15 protein-coding genes, 1 tRNA gene and 1 pseudogene are annotated in these 14309 nt (G+C 66.6%); 9 read left to right on the top strand and 8 right to left on the bottom strand.

Features of this window, described 5'->3' with window-relative positions:
* Positions 1-26: 26 nt before the first annotated feature.
* Positions 27-1340, top strand: a complete 1314-nt coding sequence (locus EAO78_RS05050) for a carboxylate--amine ligase (RefSeq protein ID WP_122104763.1) — start codon at positions 27-29, stop codon at positions 1338-1340.
* Positions 1341-1414: 74 nt separating this feature from the next.
* Here EAO78_RS05050 and EAO78_RS18385 read toward each other — a convergent pair whose 3' ends face one another.
* Together EAO78_RS18385 and EAO78_RS18390 are read right to left on the bottom strand one after the other, a co-directional pair.
* Entirely contained in the window at positions 1415-1561 is a 147-nt protein-coding gene (locus EAO78_RS18385) for an SDR family oxidoreductase (RefSeq protein ID WP_238987615.1), read from the bottom strand.
* A gap of 20 nt (positions 1562-1581) precedes the next feature.
* A pseudogene (locus EAO78_RS18390) lies at positions 1582-1830 on the bottom strand (SDR family oxidoreductase); the annotation flags it as partial.
* 165 nt (positions 1831-1995) lie between these two features.
* Between EAO78_RS18390 and EAO78_RS05060 the strand changes: the two are divergent.
* Positions 1996-2922 carry a DMT family transporter gene (locus EAO78_RS05060; RefSeq protein WP_122104764.1) on the top strand — a complete coding sequence of 309 codons (927 nt, stop codon included), beginning with the start codon at positions 1996-1998 and terminating at the stop codon, positions 2920-2922.
* Positions 2923-3154: 232 nt separating this feature from the next.
* On the opposite strand, the gene EAO78_RS05065 is transcribed toward EAO78_RS05060, so the two are convergent.
* Positions 3155-4612: an MATE family efflux transporter gene (locus EAO78_RS05065; protein WP_122104765.1), complete on the bottom strand. Its 1458-nt coding sequence runs from the start codon at positions 4610-4612 to the stop codon at positions 3155-3157.
* Between the two features lie 315 nt (positions 4613-4927).
* Here EAO78_RS05065 and EAO78_RS05070 point away from each other — a divergent pair, with 315 nt between their 5' ends.
* The 3 genes from EAO78_RS05070 to EAO78_RS05080 all read left to right on the top strand — a co-directional run bounded on the left by EAO78_RS05070 (position 4928) and on the right by EAO78_RS05080 (position 6230).
* Positions 4928-5530 carry a TetR/AcrR family transcriptional regulator gene (locus tag EAO78_RS05070; RefSeq protein WP_122104766.1) on the top strand — a complete coding sequence of 201 codons (603 nt, stop codon included), beginning with the start codon at positions 4928-4930 and terminating at the stop codon, positions 5528-5530.
* 182 nt (positions 5531-5712) lie between these two features.
* On the top strand, positions 5713-5982 hold the full coding sequence (locus EAO78_RS05075) for a type II toxin-antitoxin system HicB family antitoxin (protein WP_122104767.1): 270 nt from the start codon (positions 5713-5715) through the stop codon (positions 5980-5982).
* 2 nt (positions 5983-5984) lie between these two features.
* Positions 5985-6230 carry a type II toxin-antitoxin system HicA family toxin gene (locus EAO78_RS05080; protein WP_122104768.1) on the top strand — a complete coding sequence of 82 codons (246 nt, stop codon included), beginning with the start codon at positions 5985-5987 and terminating at the stop codon, positions 6228-6230.
* A 229-nt stretch (positions 6231-6459) separates the two neighbouring features.
* Here the strand turns inward: EAO78_RS05080 and EAO78_RS05085 are convergent.
* Both EAO78_RS05085 and EAO78_RS05090 read right to left on the bottom strand, forming a co-directional pair.
* Positions 6460-6533 (bottom strand) — tRNA-Ile (locus EAO78_RS05085).
* Between the two features lie 114 nt (positions 6534-6647).
* Positions 6648-7286: an FxsA family protein gene (locus EAO78_RS05090; protein WP_122104769.1), complete on the bottom strand. Its 639-nt coding sequence runs from the start codon at positions 7284-7286 to the stop codon at positions 6648-6650.
* A 136-nt stretch (positions 7287-7422) separates the two neighbouring features.
* On the opposite strand from EAO78_RS05090, the gene EAO78_RS05095 reads away from it, so the two are divergent.
* A complete protein-coding gene (locus tag EAO78_RS05095; protein ID WP_122104770.1) occupies positions 7423-8130 on the top strand; it encodes a DUF1405 domain-containing protein in 708 nt (235 codons plus the stop codon).
* A 71-nt stretch (positions 8131-8201) separates the two neighbouring features.
* Positions 8202-9248 carry an enolase-like domain-containing protein gene (locus EAO78_RS05100; RefSeq protein ID WP_122104771.1) on the top strand — a complete coding sequence of 349 codons (1047 nt, stop codon included), beginning with the start codon at positions 8202-8204 and terminating at the stop codon, positions 9246-9248.
* Between the two features lie 263 nt (positions 9249-9511).
* Here the strand turns inward: EAO78_RS05100 and engB are convergent, their stop codons facing one another.
* A complete protein-coding gene (engB, locus tag EAO78_RS05105) occupies positions 9512-10132 on the bottom strand; it encodes a GTP-binding protein EngB (protein ID WP_122104772.1) in 621 nt (206 codons plus the stop codon).
* A gap of 138 nt (positions 10133-10270) precedes the next feature.
* Positions 10271-10987 (bottom strand): DUF4013 domain-containing protein, encoded by a 717-nt coding sequence (locus EAO78_RS05110; protein WP_122104773.1) that lies wholly within the window; start codon positions 10985-10987, stop codon positions 10271-10273.
* 157 nt (positions 10988-11144) lie between these two features.
* Between EAO78_RS05110 and EAO78_RS05115 the strand changes: the two genes are divergently transcribed.
* Entirely contained in the window at positions 11145-11891 is a 747-nt protein-coding gene (locus EAO78_RS05115) for a 5-formyltetrahydrofolate cyclo-ligase (RefSeq protein ID WP_122104833.1), read from the top strand.
* A 113-nt stretch (positions 11892-12004) separates the two neighbouring features.
* Complete coding sequence (locus EAO78_RS05120) at positions 12005-12802, top strand: ZIP family metal transporter (RefSeq protein ID WP_122104774.1); 798 nt, start codon at positions 12005-12007, stop codon at positions 12800-12802.
* On the opposite strand, the gene EAO78_RS05125 is transcribed toward EAO78_RS05120, so the two are convergent.
* A complete protein-coding gene (locus EAO78_RS05125) occupies positions 12799-14301 on the bottom strand; it encodes a cytochrome P450 (protein WP_122104834.1) in 1503 nt (500 codons plus the stop codon). The two genes, EAO78_RS05120 and EAO78_RS05125, sit on opposite strands and share 4 nt — an antisense overlap.
* Between the last annotated feature and the right edge of the window lie 8 nt (positions 14302-14309).

The raw sequence follows: 14309 nt of genomic DNA on the forward strand, positions 1-14309 counted from the left end.
TTGTGTCCGGACGCGAGAGGAACCGTATGGCAGACCGCTTCCGCTCGACCGAGGGGTTGATCGACGCGCTCGCGGACGCGTCGTTCGACCGACCGCCAGCGCTCGTCAGCAACGCACACGTCACCGGCCTCGGGGTCGCCCGCGCGCTCGACGCCCACGGCGTGCCCGTGATCGCGCTCGACCGCGCCGCCGGCGACGGAACGGAGCCCGTTACCCACGACGGGCTCGCACCACCGTCCGAGGCCGTCGACTTCGCCGGCGCGGTCACCTACCCGCTCGACGACTTCGACGGCTTCCGCGAGGACGTGGAGGCGATCGTCGACGCCGCCGGCACCGAGGCGGTCGCGTTCGGCTGTATGGACGAGTGGGCGCTCGTGTACGCGGAGGCCGACCCCGACGGGGTCCGGCTCCCCTACTCGGGGATCGACACGATCGACGACGTGTTGAACAAGTCGCGGCTGTACGCGACCTGCGAGGAGCTCGGCATCCCGTACCCGGAGACGTACCGGCTGGGGGGCGGGAGTGAGGAAGGGAGCGATGGCGGGACGATCGACGAGGACGCCCTCGAGGAGGCGGTCGACGCCCTCGGCTTCCCCCTCGTGGTGAAGCCCGCCCGTAAACGCGAGTTCGAGGAGGCCTTCGGCACGAACGTGCTCACCGTCGCGGACCGCGAGGAGCTCGAGGAGGTCGTCGCGGGCGCGGCCGCCGAGGGCGTCGAGGTGATGGCCCAGAACCGAGTCGACGTCGCGACCGGGAGGGACCACTCGCTGGCGTCGTACGTCCCGCCCTCGGGCGTCGACGACGCGCTCGCGGTCGTCGGCAACGCCGCGGTTCGGTACCCGCTCCAGTTCGGCACCTCCTGTCTCGTCGAGGTCGCCGACGAGCCCACGATCGAGGAGCGGGCGCTCGCCGTGCTCGAGGACGCCGGCTACCACGGGATCAGCGAGGCGGAGTTCGTCTACGACGACGAGCGCGAGGAGTTCCTGTTGCTCGACGTCAACACGCGGCCGTGGAAGTGGATCTCGCTGCCGGTCGCCGCGGGCGCGAACCTTCCCATGGCCGCGTACGCGTCCGTCACCGACGCGGAGTACGACGCCGAGGGAGTAGATCCGAACGAGTCGGCGCGATGGGTGTACCTGCGCGACTACCTCTCGCTTCTGGCCGGCGACGACCCCTTCTGGGACCAGCTGTCGGCCGACGACTGGCGGCGGCTCGTCTCCGGCTCCTTCGAGCAGGAGGGCGACCTGACCACCGGGATCTACCGCCCCTCGGATCCGGGACCGGCCGCGAAGCTGTTCGAGACGGAGTTCATCGACCGGGAGTACTACTGCTCCTGTTGAGGGGGTGCGGGCGCTCCGGATGACCGCCCGCGAGACGACTCAGCGGATGGCCACGAGTTGTGGCGTCTTCGCCTCTACTGTGCTAGCAACCCACCGTCGATAACAATCGGTTGTCCCATGACGTACGAGGCGTCCTCGGAACAGAGCCAGACGACGGCGTCGGCTGTCTCTTGGGAGTCACCGAGACGCCCTTCAAGTTCACGTCGATCATCCGGTCCCACTCCGCCTCGTCGTACTCGGCGAGACGAGTCCCCTCATCCGCGATGCCCGCGTTGTTGTGTGCGAAGTCCAGCCCACCGTACTCGTCGAGCGCCGTCCGTACCATCGCGGCTACGTCGTCGGAGTCGGTGACGTCCGTCCTGACGAACGTCGCTTCGCCGCCGTTATTCTTGACCATCTCGACCGTCCCGTGGCCACCGTCCTCGTCGATATCGGCGACGACGACTTTCGCTCCCGCCTCGGCGAATCGAAGCGACGACTGACGACCGATCCCCGACCCACCACCAGTAACGACCGCGACTCCGTCTGTATTCCGTTCGTGATCTGAACTGACACGCCGTTAGACGTGACATGATAACCGTTCACAACTTCTCGTAAGAGACGTATCGTCGCTCGTTTCGGTATACTCAAACACCGGGAGAGTGACGTCCGGTTCGTGAACCGGTATCGAAACGGGGGTCTATTTCTCACCCTCTGTCTCATTTGGGGAACGACGTTCGTCGCGATCAGCGCTGGTCTGTCACACTTCCCTCCGGTGCTTTTCGCCGCGTTTCGGTACGACCTCGCCGCGATACTGCTCCTCGCGTACGTCTATCACGCGAGGGATATATCGCGTCCACGGAAGCGAAACGAGTGGGCGGAGGTCGCCGTCGGTGCGGTGTTTCTCATCGCTGCGTATCACGCGTTCCTCTTCATCGGCCAACAACATACGACCGCCGCGACGGCCGCGATCATCGTGAGTCTCACCCCGGTTCTCGCGGCGGGCTTCTCGCGAGCGTTCGTCCCGGAATATTCGCTGACCCTGATCGGCGGTGTTGGCCTCCTGTGTGGCGTGGCTGGCGTGGTCGTCATCGCACGTCCCGACCCAGCGAACCTGCTGTCGTCGGACGTGGTCGCTACGGGCTTCGTCTTCTGTGCCGCTTCAGCGATGGCGCTCGGAAGCGTCCTCTCGCGCCGGATCGAGACGTCGCTCCCCACGCTCACGATGCAGGCGTGGGCGATGCTCGGCGGATCGGTTCTCATGCACGTGGTGAGCATCTCGATGGGGGAACCGATCGACGTCGAGGCTTGGACGCACCCGGAAGCGATCGGCTCGTTAGCGTTTCTCGTGATCGTTTCGAGCGTACTCGGATTTTTCCTCTATTTCACCCTGCTCGAGGAGCTCGGTCCGGTCGAACTCAACATGGTTTCGTACGTCGCACCTGCCATCGCCGCGGTCGTCGGCTGGCTCTACCTCGGTGAATCGATCCGTCCCTCGACGGTCCTTGGATTCGTCCTCATCGCCATCGGATTCGTCCTCACGAAGCGGCGTTTCATCGCACGGGAGCTTTCGGCACTGAAAGTCGAATCGACGGTGGAGTGACGTTTTGAAGATACGGGACAACTCCACCCCTGGCTCGTCCTGACCGCAGAGAGTGAGAATCCAGTACTCTCCGTGGTCCTTAACGGAATTTTGCTTTCTCTTCGGCCCGATCCGCCATCGGGCAACGTCGACGGTCAGTGGGAAGCCCTCTCGAAGGTCTCTCGGATCCTTCGTGAATCCTCGTTGCGGGCCCGTCGATCAGCGATCTCCGGCGGTACTGATCACGCTACGCCTAGTCGTCCGTCAAGTCCACATCCGCCACTGGACCGTCCACTTCCTCAGCGATCGCTCGTCCAGTGAGGTCTCCGCTGCGCCAAGTTCCACGGCGATACCATGCGTACGCGATCACTGCGCCGATAACGTTTGAGACCGCGAACGACAGCCAGATGCCGGTCTCGCCGATCCGGCTGGCGGCGACCCACGCGATCGGGAATCGAATGATACCGAGCATCAGTACCGAGATAGCCGCGGCGGTGAGCGTCTTTCCGGCCCCCCGAAAGCTCCCGGTGTATGCGCGCATGATGCCGATGAAGCCGAACGTCAACGCGACGATCCGGAGGAACTGCGAGCCGACTGCCACGACACGGACGGCATCGGCTTGATCGGCGCCGACGAACACGGAGACGATCGGTTCGGGGACGAGAAAGACGATGACACCGGCCACCGAGAGGACGGCGAACAGCGTCTTGGCGGCTAGATTCGCGGCTCGTGCTGCCCGGTCGGGCTTTCCTGACCCGATGTTTTGACCGGTCATCGTCTCGACGCCGCGGGCGACCGCGATCGCCGGGAGGAAGACCACGGAGAACACGCGCGTCCCGATCCCGTAGGCGGCCACGACCGGATCGGGAAACAGTGCAACGATGAACAGCAGGAGGTTCATCGAAACCGCCCGTCCGGTCCCCTCGATCGAGGCCGGCAGTCCGATACGGACGAGCCGCTGCAGGTAGCTCGCGTCGGGCACCATATCTCGGAGGTTGATCTGGACGCCACGCACCCCGCGGAACATGACAGCGAGCCCGACGACCAGCGCCAGAGCCCGGGAGAACACGGTTGCGATCGCCGCGCCCTCGATCCCGAGTGCGGGGAACGGTCCCCACCCGAAGATAAGGAACGGGTCGAGTGCGATGTTGAGCACGACCGACCCGAACATCACGAGCATGGGTGTGATCGTGTCGCCGTACCCGCGCATGAGCGCGATGAACACCGCGAAGCCGAACATGGCTACGAGTCCCAACGAGATGACCTCCATGTAGCTCGACGCGAGGGGCAACACGTCCGCCGACGCGCCCATGAGGTCAAGAAACTCTCCGACGAAGAGGAAACCGACACCGCCGAGGACCACCGAGGCGAGCACTGAGAACGTCACCGTCTGGGATGCGGCGTACTCCGCCTCACGCGGTTCGTCCGCACCGGTGTACTGAGCCACGAGGACGCTCCCCGCGACGGAGATCCCCATCCCGAGCGAGATCAACAGGAAAACGAGCGGAAACGCGAAGCTGATCGCCGCGAGCGCGTCCGTACTATACTGTCCGAGCCAGAACGTATCCGCGAGGTTATACGCCGTCTGGAAGAGATTCGTGACGACGATCGGCATCGAAAGGAAAAACAGCGGTTTCGCGATCCCTCCCGAGGTAAGATCGAACTCTTCGGGGCCCTTGAACAGCGCGTCGATACGGTCAAACAGCCCCATCAGCGGGACGCCTCCCCACGACTCCGACGGTTATCAATCGAAGGTCGCCGTCCGGCCGAGGACCGCCTTCCGATGTCCCCACCCGTATCCGTATCGAACGTCCCCGTCGGGATCACCGTAGATATGTGGTCCATCGTCGTTGATATCGAACTTACTGACTAGTTAGTCAAAAAAGTTCGGAAGTCGGATACGATAGCTATATCCGTGCCTCACAGGAGTTAAAGCATGATATAGAAGTGATCTTTGGGTAAGTTTCGAGGATCAAGGCAGGCATAGTCGCAATCGTTATTCCCTCGTGGTCGGAACCCTCCCGGTATGGCAGAACCCTCGGGGCGGACCTTCTCGGACGCGGACGAGGAGATCATGCGAGCGACCTACCGCGCGCTCCGCGAACACGGCTACGCCGACCTCACGATAAAGCAGATCGCGGAGGAGTACGGCAAGTCGACCGCCGCGATACACTACCACTACGACACGAAGGAGGACCTGTTGGCGGCGTTTCTCGACTACATTCTGAACCGGTTCGTCGCCTCCATTCGCGAGATCGAGACGACTGACCCCGAACAGCGTCTAACGGTTCTGCTCGATAAACTGCTCGTCGCGCCACAGGAGAACCCGGACCTGTCGGTCGCGCTACTGGAGATGCGGAGTCAGGCCCCCTACAACGAGGCGTTCGCCGAGCGGTTCCGGCAGAACGACGAGTACGTTCGCTACCTAGTCAAGGCCGTCATCAACCACGGCATCGACGAGGGTTCGTTCGCCGACGTCGACGCCGACCGCGTGACGCGGTCGCTGATGACGATCGTCGACGGCGCTCGCACTCGTTCGGTGGTGTTCAACGACGTGGGCGAGTACGAGCACGCGAGGCGGATCGCAGAGGAGTACGTGGACGCGATGCTCAGGGAAGTCGACGCGTAACGTCGTCTGTGCGACGCCGTGAAGCTCCTCGCTCAGACTGAACTCGTTGACGATCGAATCCTAGCAGATGGCGTCGTTGAGGATATCGGGAAAGAGATCAGTAATGGTAACTGAGCCGTTTCTCGATTTCTTCAACTCGTCGCGACCGAACGCTTATCCCGTGTTGAGAACTACCACGAAGTATGAGTACGGGACGGGAGATCCGGCTGATCGAGGAGGAGGACGGACTCTGGTCGGCGATCGACGAGGAGACCGGCGTGGCCTCCAGCGGAGAGACCCGTGAGGAGGCGCTGGAGATGCTGGACGAGGCGGTGTCACTCCACACGGGAGAGGCCGGCGAGCCGGTCACCGATGAGGACCTGGAAGAGTGGGGTCTCGATCCCGATTCTGTTCCCGATGAGGCGGGCGTTCCCGACGCGCCGTGGTTTAACGACGCGGACGAGACGGCGTGATCGTGGTCCGCCAGCGATTCAGCGGGTCGGGCATCGCGTCGGTACTGACGAACATGGGGTACAAGCCCGTCGATCGGACGGGGAGTCATCTCAAGCTGCGGTACGTTCACCCGGAGACCGGTGAGGTCCGGAACGTCACGGTCCCGATCGGACACGAGATCGGCGGGAACACGCTTCGGAAGATCGCCGACCAGTGCGGCGCGGAGGACTTCCACGCGTGGTGCGAGTGGATCGACGAGCACCGGTGAGGCACGGCGTCGGGTTTTAGCGACTTCTATCTTCTTTAGGAAGTTCGTATGCGCTTAGAGTCGACCGGGAAGCCGGACCAGTACAAGTGTGGATGACCGACGACGAGCTCGAGGAGATCGGATTACGTTTTTTCACCTCCTTCTCAGGAGCGTTAGAACGCCGAAATTGGGTGGCTGGGGAGTCCCAGCCCACCAATCCCGCACGGCCAAAGACCGTGCGTACAGTAGGTGGGCCAACACGGATTTGAACCGTGGACCTCCCGGTTATCAGCCGAGCGCTCAACCTGACTGAGCTATTGGCCCAGGTGAGCGCATCAGGTGCTTTCGTGGGTAGGATTTTAAGGGTTTCCTTTCAATAGCGCGCCGCCGTCACGCGGTTTGTGACCGGATCGCGAGACCCGAACGGGGTCCGAACGTTCACTCGGAGCGCTGCTCGCGGTCCGGATCGTCGTCCTCGACCGTGTACTCCACGTCGACGACGTCCTCCGGGTCGTCGTCGGATCCGCTTCCCCTTGCTTCGCTACCACCGATGCCGCCCGAGGGACCCCCGTCGTCTCCGGACGAACCCGGAAAGCCGCCCGGGAAGTCCTCGGCGTCACCCGGGAACCCGCCGTCGCCTCCGGTGGCATCCCCGCCGGGGAAGCCGCCGATGTACACGTTTCCGGTGGCGAACCCGCCGGTCTCGCTGTCGATGTACGGGACGACGACGTACCGCTTGACCGCCATCCGGGTCGGGACCCGCGTGAGCGGCAACGCGAGGAGGAATCCGAGCGCGTCGGTGACCAATCCGGGGGTGAGCAGGAACGCGCCGGCGGCGATGAGGAGCCCGCCGTCGAGCAGCTCGTCGGTCGGGGGCTCGCCGCGAGCGAGCTTCCGTTGGACCCGCGCGAGCGTCGCGCGTCCCTCGGCGCGCAGGAGCAGCATCCCGAGTATCGCCGTCAACACGACGAGCCCGACGGTCATCGGCCACCCGAGTCGCGTCGCGACGAAGACGAGGAACAACGCGTCGGCGAGGGGGACGACGAGGAGCAACGCGAGCAGCGTTCGCGGGCGCATGCCCCACGGTTCCGGCCCGGCCCCCATAGCCCTTTTCGTCGCGGACGAACGGTCCGATCAGGACCGCGACCGCCCGTCCCCGCCCGCCTCCGCCCGCGACCGCCACGGCTTTGAACCGGCGGGTCGAGCCACGGTCATGGACATCGTCGGCGCGCTCGGCCGCGACCCGCCCGAGCGCGGATCCTCGGAGGACGGCCGACCGACTCGGTGGGTCGCGCCGCTCCCGGCGGCGCTGGAGGACGTCGCCTACCGGTTCGTCTGGGTCATCGTCGCGATCAACCTCCTCGGAACCGCCTTCGGCTTCTGGTACTACCGCTTCCAGTTCGCGCGGGTGCCCGTCGAGATGTGGCCGTTCGTTCCCGACAGTCCCGGGGCGACGCTACTCATCGCGCTCGCGTTCGCGTCGTGGGCGGTGGGCCGCTCCAGCGACACGCTCGCGGCCCTCGCCTTCTTCGGGAACGTCAAGCTCGGGCTGTGGACCCCGTACGTGCTCGTCGTCTTCTACCCCGAGTTCCTCGCGAACGCGGGGCCCGCGCTGTACGCGTTCCTGTTCGTGAGCCACCTCGGAATGGTGCTTCAGGCGTTCGTGCTCCACCGGATGACCGACTTCCCGGTTCGGGCGGTCGGGATCGCGACCGCGTGGTACACCGTCGACCTCCTGATGGACTACTTCGTTCCGGTGATCGGCGGGGTCACCCACACGTCGCTCCCGTACCGCGACGGCCTTCCGTGGTTCACCACGACCGTCCTCCAGGTCGCCGCCGCGGGTGCGGTCGTACTCACCGTCGTGCCGATCTTCCTCGCGCTCTGGACCCGCGTCGAGACGCTTCGCGTTCAGGGCTGAGCCGTTTCGCGGGTCGAACGAATCCTCGGTTACGACGCCTGTTTAAGTCCCCGGGCGGCGTCGGACGACCCATGAGCGCGTACGAGCGGATCGCGGACCTCACCGTCACGATCGAATCGGTCGACCGGCGGCGGTACACCGCGGACACGACGAGCGGGTTCGAGCGGACCACCACCGAGTTCCGGCTCACCGGCGACGGCCTGGTCGGGCGGGGCGAGGACGTCACCTACGACGCCGCCGACCACGACGCGCTCGCCGGGACCGACCCGATCGATCTCGAGGGCGAGTGGACGATCGCCGATCTGTCGGCCGCCCTCGGCGACGTCGACCTCTTCGCCGCGAAGCCTCCCGAACAGAAGGCCTCCCGGAACTATCGACGGTGGGCCGTAGAGAGCGCCGCGCTCGATCTGGGGTTGCGCCAGGCCGACACGAGCCTTGGGGAGTACCTCGGGATCGAGCCGGATCCCGTTCGGTTCGTCGTCTCGACGCGGCTCGGCGATCCGCCGACGGCGGATCGGGTGGAAGAGTTGCTCGCGGTCGACGACGACCTGGAGTTCAAGCTCGACCCGACGCCCGACTGGCCCGACTCGGCGTTCGAGCGCCTGCGCGAGACGGACGCGGTCCGGGTTCTCGACCTGAAGGGGTGGTACGAGGGGACCGACGTGGACGTGCCCGCCGACCCCGAGCTGTATCGCGACACGCTCGCGGCCTTCCCCGCCGCCGTGATCGAGGATGCGGCGTTCACGGCCGAGACGCGGCCGCTCCTCGAACCGCAGGCCGACCGCCTCTCGTTCGATTACCCGATCGACGGGGTCGACGCGATCGAATCGCTGCCCGTCGAGCCCGGGTGGTGTAACGTCAAACCCTCTCGGTTCGGCACGCTCGAGTCGCTCCTCGAGACGATCGCGTACTGTCGCGAGGAGGGGATCACGATGTACGGCGGCGGCCAGTTCGAGCTGGCGAGCGGGCGGACCGCGATCCAGACGCTCGCCGCGCTGTTCTACCCGGCCGCCCCCAACGACGTCGCCCCCGACGCGTTCAACGACCCGGAAGCGACCCCGCCGTACCCGAGGAGCCCGCTCAAGCCGAGCAAGGACGCGGTCGGGCTGGAGTTCTAGACTGCCAACCACCGAGCGGTCGGCGCGTGCCGTGAGCGGCCCACCGGGCCGCGAACGACCGCGCGAGGGAGTCGATCGCCGACGGCGACCGACGAGGCTGGGGAGGCGTGAGGTGCGGTGTTGGGCGGTCGGGTGGGATCCAAAGGGGCAGCCGGGCTGCGGGCGCACGCTCGCCGCCCGGCTGGGGCTTTGTAGCCGTTCGTCTCGGAACCGCGTTCGATCGGATCGCGCCGTGGGACGGGACATCCGAGACGGAACCCGACCTACGAGACGAACTTCAACAGGTCGTCGCGGTTGTGCTCGTGAAACCGGTCACGGAGACACTCCTCGAGCGCGTCGATGTCGCCGCGTTTCGCACAGATGGGCGCGACCGTGTCGGACCACTGCTGCCACGGCGGGTAGAGGCCGAGCCGGTCGCAGATCTCGTTCAGCCGCTCGTCGAGGTCGTCGATCTTGTCGGTCTTGTTCACGGCCACGATGGGGTCGACGCCGACGTCCTCGAGGAACGCGAACATCTCCACGTCGTGGGGGACGTTCCCGCGCTCCCGGTGGCGGTCGATGATGTCGACGGCGCTCTTCCCGTCGAGGACGACGACGCCCGCGAGGACGTGCTCGGCGTTCTCCTCGACGTACCGTATCACGTCGGTTTTGATCTCCTCGCGGCGCTCCGACTCGACGCCCGACATGAAGCCGAAGCCGGGGAGGTCCGTGAACATGAACGACTCGCTCGTCCAGTCGAAGTGGTTCGGCTGGCGGGTGACGCCGGGTTTCCCCCCGACTGAGACGTCGTGACCCGTCAACTCGCGCATCACCGTCGACTTGCCGACGTTGGATCGTCCCACGAGGACGACCTCCGCGTCGCGGTCCGGCCGGTCTTCGAACATACCGCCACTCCGCCGGCGAGCGGGTTAAATGGCGCGTCGCGGGGGCGACCGTTCCGAGCCACGGTGGGGATGGGGAGGATCGCCCGGTCGGCTCCCCGTCGGTCTCGGATCCTCCCCGATCTCACGTTCCGTCCGGTCTCACACCGATCCCGTCGAATCAGTCGGGTCGATCGGCTCCGCGGGGTCGGCCGAGCCGGCGTCGAGTTCGTCGCTCTGGGTCGCGAACGCGGAGCCGAACATCCGGAACACCGCGACCTGGCCGTAGAACTGGAGGAAGGGGACGAGGAGCAGTCCGACGACCGTGATCGCGAGGATCCCCGTCGCGATCCAGAGGACGAACGTGACCACGAGCGGCATGAAGATCGCGACGAGGTACTCCGTGCTCAACAGGGTCGGTTTCAGGAGACTGACGTCGAAAGCGGCACCGATCTCGCCGCGGGCCGCGTAGGCGGTCAGCGCCGCGGGAACCGCGTAGTAGACTAAGAGCAACACCGGCAGGAACGCGAGCGCTAAGAGCACTCCGAGCACTCCCACGATCGCGCCAGCGTCGCCGCCGATCGCCCCGCCGGCACCGATCACGACGAAGACGAGGATCCCGTACGCGAGCACCGGAACGAACGTGTACGCGACGGTGATGACGGTTCCGATGATCCCCTTCACGAGGAGGTCGCCCCAGTCCTCGAACTCCGGCGGGTCCTCCGCGCCCTCGACGGTCGTCTCGAGGACCCGAACGAGGTATCCGAGGATGACGAATGCCGGGAGCAACAGCACCGAGAGGAATCCCAAAACGCCGCCGATCAGTACGCGTCCGATCCAGTCGCCGCGCAGCGGATACGACAGTCCGTCTTCGAGCATGCCCGAACGATCTCACAGGGAGTATATAAACTTACATCGACGATCGACGGCGGATCGGCGAGATCGATGCCGGAACGAGGAGCGTGACCGGGGATCGACGGGACGTTCCCGGAACCGCTTAATCGCGCGCCCTCCACACGATGCATACATGACGAACATGGACAAACGGGAGGTCCAGACGGCACTCTGGGACGCCCTCGAGGACCGCGGGATCGCCCGGTTCCCCTTCCCGCCGCACGACCGGATCCCCAACTTCGCGGGCGCGGACGAGGCCCGTGATCGGCTAACCGAGACCGCGGAGTGGAAGTCGGCGACGACGCTCAAGGCCAATCCCGACGCCCCGCAGCTGCCGGTTCGTCGGGCCGCGCTCCGCGCCGGCAAGACCGTCTACGTGGCCCAGCCCCGGCTCCGCGACCCGGATCCGTTCCTTCGGCTCGATCCCGCCGAGATCGACGACGCGGACGCGGCCATGACCGTCTCGGGGATCTCCGAGTACGGCGTCCCGACCGCGCCCGAGGACGTGCCCCACGTCGACCTCGTCGTCTCGGGTTCGGTCGCGGTCACGACCGACGGAGCCCGGATCGGCAAGGGCGAGGGCTACAGCGACCTGGAGTGGGCGGTCCTCCGCGAGCTCGACGCGGTCGACGACGACACGACGGTCGCGACGACGGTTCACGAACTCCAGGTCGTCGACGACGCTCCGTCGCCCGTCGATGACGCGACGGTACTCCCCGAGCCCGACCGACACGACGTGCCCCTCGATCTCGTCGTGACGCCCGAGCGCGTGATCCGGACGGAGAGCACCGCCGAGCGTCCCCCGGGCGTCGACTGGGACGCGCTCGACGCGGAGCGTCTGGACGAGATCCCCGTCCTGGCCGAGCGTGCGCCCGACGCGGAGCGGTGAGTTTCGGAAACCCCGGCGATTTCCGACGGGTCGGACGGTGCGATCGAGGCGATCCGGATCTCGCAGCCTCATCCGTCACGAATTTGTCGTCCCGGCGAGGAGTTCGGACACGGATGGCGCTCCTCGAGAACCTCGTCTTCGTCTTCGTCGCCGGGCTCGTCACGGCGCTCGCTACCGGGCTCGGCGCGATCCCGTTCCTCTTCTTCGAGTCCATCGGCGACCGCGGAAACGTGGTTCTCTGGGGACTCTCCTCCGGTATCATGGTTACCGCGTCGTTGTTCGGGCTGATCGACGAGGGGCTGGCCGAGGGGACGGTCGGTGAGGTCGCGGTCGGGATGGCCGCCGGCGTCGTCCTCGTGATCGTGGCCCACGAGGTGCTCCTTGACGCCGACGTCGACCCCAAGGAGTACGAGGAGGCGGACTTCCGCAAGCTCGTGTTGATCCTCGGCGTTCTGACCGTTCACAGCTTTCCCGAGGGCGTCGCCGTCGGCGTCTCGTTCGCGGATCTCGGGCTGGAGGGTGGAGTCTCGGTCCTCGGGTTCACCGTGCCCGCGCTCGCGGTCTTCATGACCCTCGCGATCTCGATCCACAACGTCCCCGAGGGGACGGCGATCTCGATCCCACTGCGGGCGATGGACGTCCCGGAGTGGAAGATGGTGTGGTGGGCGGTGTTCTCGAGTCTGCCACAGCCGATCGGCGCGGTGATCGCGTTCGCGTTCGTCCGGATCGCTCGGGAGTTCCTGCCGTACGGGTTCGGGTTCGCGGCCGGCGCGATGATCTACCTCGTCCTCACGGAGTTCCTTCCCGAGGCCCTCGACGCGGGCGAGGGGCTCCCCTACGGCGGCAAGCGCGAACTGGTCGGCGGGGTGCTCCTCGGTGCCGCAGTGATGGTCCCGCTGGCGTACGTCTAGCCGTCGGCGGACTCGAGCCTCCCGTCCGGTTCGCGGACCCTGACGCGCACCGGTCCCGCGGGTCGCGTGTTCGCGCTGGCGCGGAGCGTCAACTCCTCGTCCACCGCCTTCAGTCGAACCCGCCGGAGGAGCGTCGCGGTCGCGAGCCGCAGTTCCTGCCGCGCGAACCGCATACCGATACAGTGGCGCGGCCCGCCGCCGAAGGGGAAGTACGCGTACTCCGGCCGCTCCCCGACGGCCGGACCGGGCGTGTCGTCGCCGACCGACACCGCACCCGACGGCGACGTTCGAAGCCACCGTTCCGGCCGGTACGTCTCGGGATCCTCCCACCACCGATCGTCGTGATGGACGACCCACGGCGAGAGCGTCACCACGACGCCGGCGGGGAGCCGGTATCCACCGAGCATCACTGGCTCGGTCGGCTCCCGAAAGAAGGAGTGAACGGGCGGGCGGAGCCTGAGCGCCTCGTCGACCGCGGCGGTGAGCGCCGGACAGTCGCGGACCTCGACCGGCGTGGGATCGTCGTCGAACGCGCCCACCTCCCGGCGGACTCGTTCCTGGAAGTCGGGGCGCGTCGCGAGCGCGTGGAGGGTGTAGGTCAGCCCGAGCGCGCTCGTCTCGTGGCCGGCGAACAGGAACGTCACGGCGTTGTCGAGCAGTTCGTCGTCGTCGATCGCTCCCAGTTCCGCGGCCGCGACGAGCGTCCCCAGCAGGTCGTCCGCCGACCCCGGATCCGCGGGCGGGCCGGCGGCACGACGTTCGGCGACGAGGTCACGGAGCGTCTCCCGGAGCGCGTCGAGGCGGCGGCGATACCGCCGGTTCATCGGCGTCGGAACCCACTCGGGGAGGAAGGAGGTCAGCCGTCGCATGTCGAAGCGCTCGGTGATGCTCTCCGCTGCCGCCCGTACCGTCTCCCGTTCGCCCTCGATGTCGTCGCCGAGGAGCCCCTCGGCGAGGACCGAGAACGCGTACTCCGTGGCCGCCTCGTGGACGTCGACGGCGTCGCCGTCGCGCCAATCGTCGACCATCCCCCGGGCGTGGTCGATCATGGCGTCGCCGTATCCGTCGACGCGCTCGCGGAAGAACGCCGACCGCATCGCGGTCCGCTGTTCGCGCCACGTCTCGCCCTCCGCGAGAAAGAGCCCGTTTCCGAGGAGGTTTCCGAGCTGCTCGCGGGGCATCTCGCCTTTCACGTAGCTCGCGTGGTCCTCGACGAGGACCCGACGGATCGCGTCCGGATCGGTGAGGAGGTAGCTCTCCGTGCCGAACACGTCGTACCGGGCGACGCCGCCGCGTTCGGCGGCCCGGCGTTCGTAGAAGCCGAGCGCGTCGGCCGCGATCGAATGGACGTCGCCGAGGACGGGAAGTCCGTCGGACTCCGGCGGTCGTGCGGCGGCCCCGTTGTCGGTGACGACCTCGTCGCCGGGGTCCCTCACATCGGTCCCGTCGACTACGCGTCGATCGTTCTCGCCGTCGTGTCGCCGAACCGAGTCACTCATGTCTCCGA

It is taken from the genome of Halobellus captivus, from assembly GCF_003697845.1.
GTDB lineage: Archaea > Halobacteriota > Halobacteria > Halobacteriales > Haloferacaceae > Halorubrum > Halorubrum glutamatedens.